General features: G+C 49.7%; 4 protein-coding genes, 1 tRNA gene and 2 rRNA genes. 3 read left to right on the forward strand and 4 right to left on the reverse strand.

Annotation, left to right across the window (positions count from 1 at the left end):
- Nucleotides 1–3 precede the first annotated feature (3 nt).
- The 3 genes from rrf (NNO02_RS22420) (at nucleotide 4) to rrf (NNO02_RS22430) (ending at nucleotide 363) form a co-directional block, all read left to right on the forward strand.
- A 5S ribosomal RNA gene (gene rrf, locus NNO02_RS22420) occupies nucleotides 4–119 on the forward strand.
- 14 nt (nucleotides 120–133) lie between these two features.
- Nucleotides 134–209 (forward strand) — tRNA-Thr (locus tag NNO02_RS22425).
- 38 nt (nucleotides 210–247) lie between these two features.
- Nucleotides 248–363: ribosomal RNA gene (gene rrf, locus NNO02_RS22430) — 5S ribosomal RNA — on the forward strand.
- 147 nt (nucleotides 364–510) lie between these two features.
- Here rrf (NNO02_RS22430) and NNO02_RS22435 read toward each other — a convergent pair.
- From NNO02_RS22435 to NNO02_RS22450, 4 genes are all read right to left on the reverse strand, one after another.
- Entirely contained in the window at nucleotides 511–1,269 is a 759-nt protein-coding gene (locus NNO02_RS22435) for an amino acid ABC transporter ATP-binding protein (protein WP_048213472.1), read from the reverse strand.
- A 7-nt stretch (nucleotides 1,270–1,276) separates the two neighbouring features.
- A complete protein-coding gene (locus NNO02_RS22440; RefSeq protein WP_271455788.1) occupies nucleotides 1,277–2,380 on the reverse strand; it encodes an amino acid ABC transporter permease in 1,104 nt (367 codons plus the stop codon).
- A 9-nt stretch (nucleotides 2,381–2,389) separates the two neighbouring features.
- Nucleotides 2,390–3,571: an amino acid ABC transporter permease gene (locus NNO02_RS22445; RefSeq protein ID WP_271455789.1), complete on the reverse strand. Its 1,182-nt coding sequence runs from the start codon at nucleotides 3,569–3,571 to the stop codon at nucleotides 2,390–2,392.
- 69 nt (nucleotides 3,572–3,640) lie between these two features.
- Nucleotides 3,641–4,666: an amino acid ABC transporter substrate-binding protein gene (locus NNO02_RS22450; protein ID WP_202037597.1), complete on the reverse strand. Its 1,026-nt coding sequence runs from the start codon at nucleotides 4,664–4,666 to the stop codon at nucleotides 3,641–3,643.
- Between the last annotated feature and the right edge of the window lie 358 nt (nucleotides 4,667–5,024).

The raw sequence follows: 5,024 nt of genomic DNA on the forward strand, positions 1-5,024 counted from the left end.
TTGCCTGGCGGCTGTAGCGCGGTGGTCCCACCTGACCCCATGCCGAACTCAGAAGTGAAACGCCGTAGCGCCGATGGTAGTGTGGGGTCTCCCCATGCGAGAGTAGGGAACTGCCAGGCATCAAATTTAGTGTGCTGATATGGCTCAGTTGGTAGAGCGCACCCTTGGTAAGGGTGAGGTCCCCAGTTCGACTCTGGGTATCAGCACCAGTTTTTAGGTTAAAGTTCGGCACGTAGAAAAGAATTTGTCTGGCGGCTGTAGCGCGGTGGTCCCACCTGACCCCATGCCGAACTCAGAAGTGAAACGCCGTAGCGCCGATGGTAGTGTGGGGTCTCCCCATGCGAGAGTAGGGAACTGCCAGACATCAAATAAAAGCGAAAGGCCCAGTCGAAAGACTGGGCCTTTTTGCGTTTTAACGTATCAGGAAAAAGGCCGGATGTGCGTTAATGCTTTATCCAGCCTACGAGGTTGGCATTGCTGCCGGCCTGATATGTGCAGGCAATCGTGGCGTTAATGTATAACCTGCGACAAAAAGGCACGAGTTCGTTCGGATTTAGGGTGGGCAAAAAATTCATCCGGAGGTGCTTGTTCAACAATTTCACCAAGATCCATAAAGATCACCCGATCCGCTACCGTGCGGGCAAAACCCATTTCATGTGTTACACACAGCATTGTCATTCCCGATTGCGCCAGGCCAATCATCGTATCCAGCACTTCCTTTACCATTTCGGGGTCTAACGCTGACGTAGGCTCGTCAAACAGCATGATTTTGGGTTTCATGCACAGCGAACGCGCAATGGCGACACGCTGTTGCTGACCACCGGAAATTTGCCCGGGATACTTATGTGCATGTTCAGCAATGCGTACTCGTTCAAGGTAGTGCATTGCCAGCACTTCAGCTTCTTTCTTCGGCATCTTTTGCACCCAAATAGGGGCCAGTGTGCAGTTTTGCAGAACCGTTAAATGAGGGAAGAGATTAAAGTGCTGGAAGACCATGCCAACTTCCTGTCTGACACGTTCGATATTGCGGATATCCTCGTTGAGCTCGATTCCATCCACGACAATACGCCCTTGCTGATGTTCTTCCAGATGGTTAATACAGCGGATAGTCGTCGATTTTCCGGAACCAGAAGGTCCGCACAATACGATACGCTCTCCCTGTTTGACCTGCAGGTTGATATTTTTTAGGACATGAAACTGCCCATACCATTTGTTGACGTTTTCCAGCGTAATCATCGCGTCAGTGGACGGCATTACTATTTGGCTCATAAATTCCTCAGTGCGGTGTACGCCCGGTGTTAAAACGTTTTTCCAGATGCTGGCTATAGCGCGACATGCTGAAACAGAAAACCCAGTAAATCAGTGCAGCGAAAACATATCCTTCTGTCGACATCCCCAGCCAGGCCGGATCGACAGTTGCTTGCTGGACGCTGCTAAAGAGATCGAACAGGCCGATGATGATGACCAGGCTGGTATCCTTGAATAGCGCAATGATGGTATTGACCAAACCGGGAATGACCAGTTTCAGTGCCTGTGGAAGGATCACCAACCCCTGCGTTTTCCAGTACCCGAGTGCCAGTGATTCAGCCGCTTCATACTGCCCTTTTGGTAAGGCCTGTAATCCCCCGCGTACCACTTCAGCAACATAGGCTGACTGGAAAAGAATGACGCCAACCAGTGCCCGAATAAGTTTGTCGATAGTTGTACCCTCCGACATAAATAGCGGGAGCATGACTGAGGACATAAACAGGACGGTTATAAGCGGTACACCACGCCAGAACTCAATGAAAATGACCGATAAAACACGCACGATCGGCATATGAGAACGGCGGCCTAATGCCAGTAAAATTCCCCATGGAAGTGCGCCCGCGATACCCACGGAGGCGATAATCAGAGTCAGTGTTAATCCCCCCCACTGCCGGGTTTCTACTCGCTCAATCCCGAGAAAACCACCGTACATCAACCACCAGACGGTAAGGGGATACACCACCGCCCAGATGGCGATGTAGCGGCCACGATGGGGGATGGTTTTCAAGAACATCGGGATGATGGAAAGCAGACCAATAATCAGGGCCAGATTGACGCGCCAGCGTTGATCGTGTGGATACAGTCCATACATGAATTGCCCGAAGCGTTCATGGATGAACACCCAACAAGCCCCTGCTTTGGTACAGTCGGCCCGGGTAGAACCGACCCAGTTGGCCTGCAGGAATGCCCAGTTCAACAGTGGGGGAAGGAACGACCAAATAAGCCACACGCATAGCAATGTGAGCAGGCTGTTTGACCAACTAGAGAACAGGTTTTTACGTACCCAAAATAGAATGCGACTTGCCTGGTTACTGCTCGGGCGCGTGGGGCGAGACAGCAGTGCTTTTGTCATCATGGCTCCTTAGCGCTCAATCAGTGCGATGCGGCGATTATAAATATTCATCAACAGAGAAATACTCAGACTGATGATCAAGTAAACCGACATGGTGATGGCGATAGTTTCGATGGCCTGCCCTGTTTGATTGAGCACAGTACCGGCAAACAATGACACCATATCCGGGTAGCCAATGGCGGCTGCAAGAGAGGAGTTCTTGACGATATTCAGATACTGACTCGTCAGTGGGGGAATAATGACACGCAACGCCTGTGGGATGATGACCTGTCGCAGGGTTACCCGGTTTGGTAGGCCCAGAGAACGTGCCGCTTCATGCTGTCCATAAGGAACTGCCTGAATCCCCGCCCGGATAATTTCAGCAATAAATGCAGAGGTGTATACAGAAAGTGCCAGTGTCAGGGCAGCCAATTCTGGAATAAGCACCATACCGCCACGGAAGTTAAACCCACGCAGTTCAGGGATATCCCAGTGCAACGCCGCGCCGAAAATCCAATGTGAAATCATCGGTAGAAACGCTATTAGCGCCAGGGCTGTTGGCCATGTTCGGCGTAACTGGCCTGTTTTGATCTGGTGCATTTTGTTGAAGCGAAATAACCCAATGGTGATGATGACGGCAATCACTATTGCGGCACTGAAAGTAATCAGACCTTCTCCCATCTGTGGTGCCGGAATGTAGAGCCCACGATTGCTCAGAAAGACCAGATCCAAGGCACTAACAGCCTGCCGTGGTCCGGGCAAATTCCGTAATACGGCAAAATACCAAAAGAAGATCTGCAGCAATGGCGGGATATTGCGGAACGTTTCGATATAAATCGTAGAGAGCTTTCGTAGCAACCAGTTATCCGACAGCCGTGCTAGTCCGAGAAAAAAGCCGAGAAATGAAGCGAAAACAATGCACAATGCGGAGACTAACAGTGTATTAAGCAGACCGACGATAAAAACGCGGCCATATGTATCGCCTTGCTCGTAATCAATCAGATGCTGGACGATACCAAATCCGGCACTGCGTTCGAGAAAAGAAAATCCCGAGGTAATACCGCGACTGCTCAGGTTGTTAATGGTGTTATGAATGAGATAGACCGCAATGCTAACGACTGCAATAACAGCGAGTATTTGAAATAACCAGGCGCGGACCGCAGGGTTAGAAAAGGATAACGATCCTTTTACGTTTGAGCGGCGATGGGACATAAGAAAACCTCGGTAACTATGACTCTGGGCTGAGCGCCGCAGTTGCGGCGCTCGTTGCATCACTGCGCATTAGCGCACGGGTGGTGCATACTGAATGCCACCGTTATTCCAGAGGTTGTTCTGTCCACGCTTGATCTTCAGCGGGCTTTCCGATCCAACGTTACGTTCAAAGATCTCCGAGTAGTTACCTACCTGCTTGATAATGTTGTAAGCCCATTTGTTATCAAGTTTCAGATCCTTGCCATAGTCCCCCTCTTTACCTAACAGGTGCGCCATATCCGGTGTTGCAGGATTTGCCGCTTTTTCGTCAACATTTTTCGAGTTAACGCCCATCTCTTCAGCGTTCAGCATAGCGAACAACGTCCAGCGAACAATCGAGAACCACTCGTCGTCACCACGACGCACGACTGGCCCCAGTGGTTCTTTAGAAATAACTTCTGGCAGTACAATCCATTCTGCGGGGTTGCTCAGTTTGATCCGCAGGGCGTACAACTGAGACTGGTCGGAAGCAAGCGTATCGCAGCGCCCTGATTCCAGCGCTTTAGCGGACTCATCAGAACGGTCAAAGGTGACAGGGGTATACTTCATGTTGTTGGCTTTAAAGTAGTCGGCCACATTCAATTCAGTATCTGTTCCTGCCTGAATACAAACCGTAGCGCCATCCAGTTCTTTAGCGCTCTTCAGACCCGCTTTATTATGGGTGAGAAAACCAATGCCGTCGTAATAGGTTACGCCGGTGAAAGACATGCCCATCCCCGCATCGCGAGAGGAAGTCCATGTGGTATTACGGGAAAGCATGTCGACCTCACCAGACTGTAACGCGGTGAAGCGTTCTTTGGCGGTGAGTGGGGTATATTTTACTTTGCTGTCATCACCAAATACGGCAGCGGCAACTCCGCGACATACATCGACATCAATACCAGAGAATTTACCACTTGCATCGGCGTAAGAAAAACCAGGCAGGCCATCACTGATACCACATTGCACAAAACCTTTTTTCTTTACGGCATCGAGAGTTGCGCCGGCATGTGCCTGATTTGCAACCGCAAGCAGCACGCCGGCCGCAGCCAGGCTGGCTATTATCATCTTTTTCATAGAGCATCCTGTGTGGAGGAATTATTGTTATGGAAACGTTCTACAAACGTCTTTTACCTGTCTGTGGCTTTGGCCATACTCTTCTAAGCAAAGGTAGTGCCAGGTTTTTGCGCACGATTATTCGACGCAATATGCAGAGTGTAGACAGGAAAAAATAAATGCAGCGCCCTGAAGTGGTGCAAAATTGAAACGTAAGCCACATTTCAGCGCAAAATATTTAATTTTCAGACAGGACGCAAGATAACAATTTCGGACGTTAATATCTGTAGCGTGAGAATAATGAAAGGGATGTGCGTTATAACGAAGAATAGAGAAAATGCTAATTTGAGGTCATGGATATGTGAAGAGAATCTATAAT

Source organism: Citrobacter sp. Awk 2 (genome assembly GCF_028069815.1).
Taxonomy (GTDB): Bacteria; Pseudomonadota; Gammaproteobacteria; order Enterobacterales; family Enterobacteriaceae; genus Citrobacter.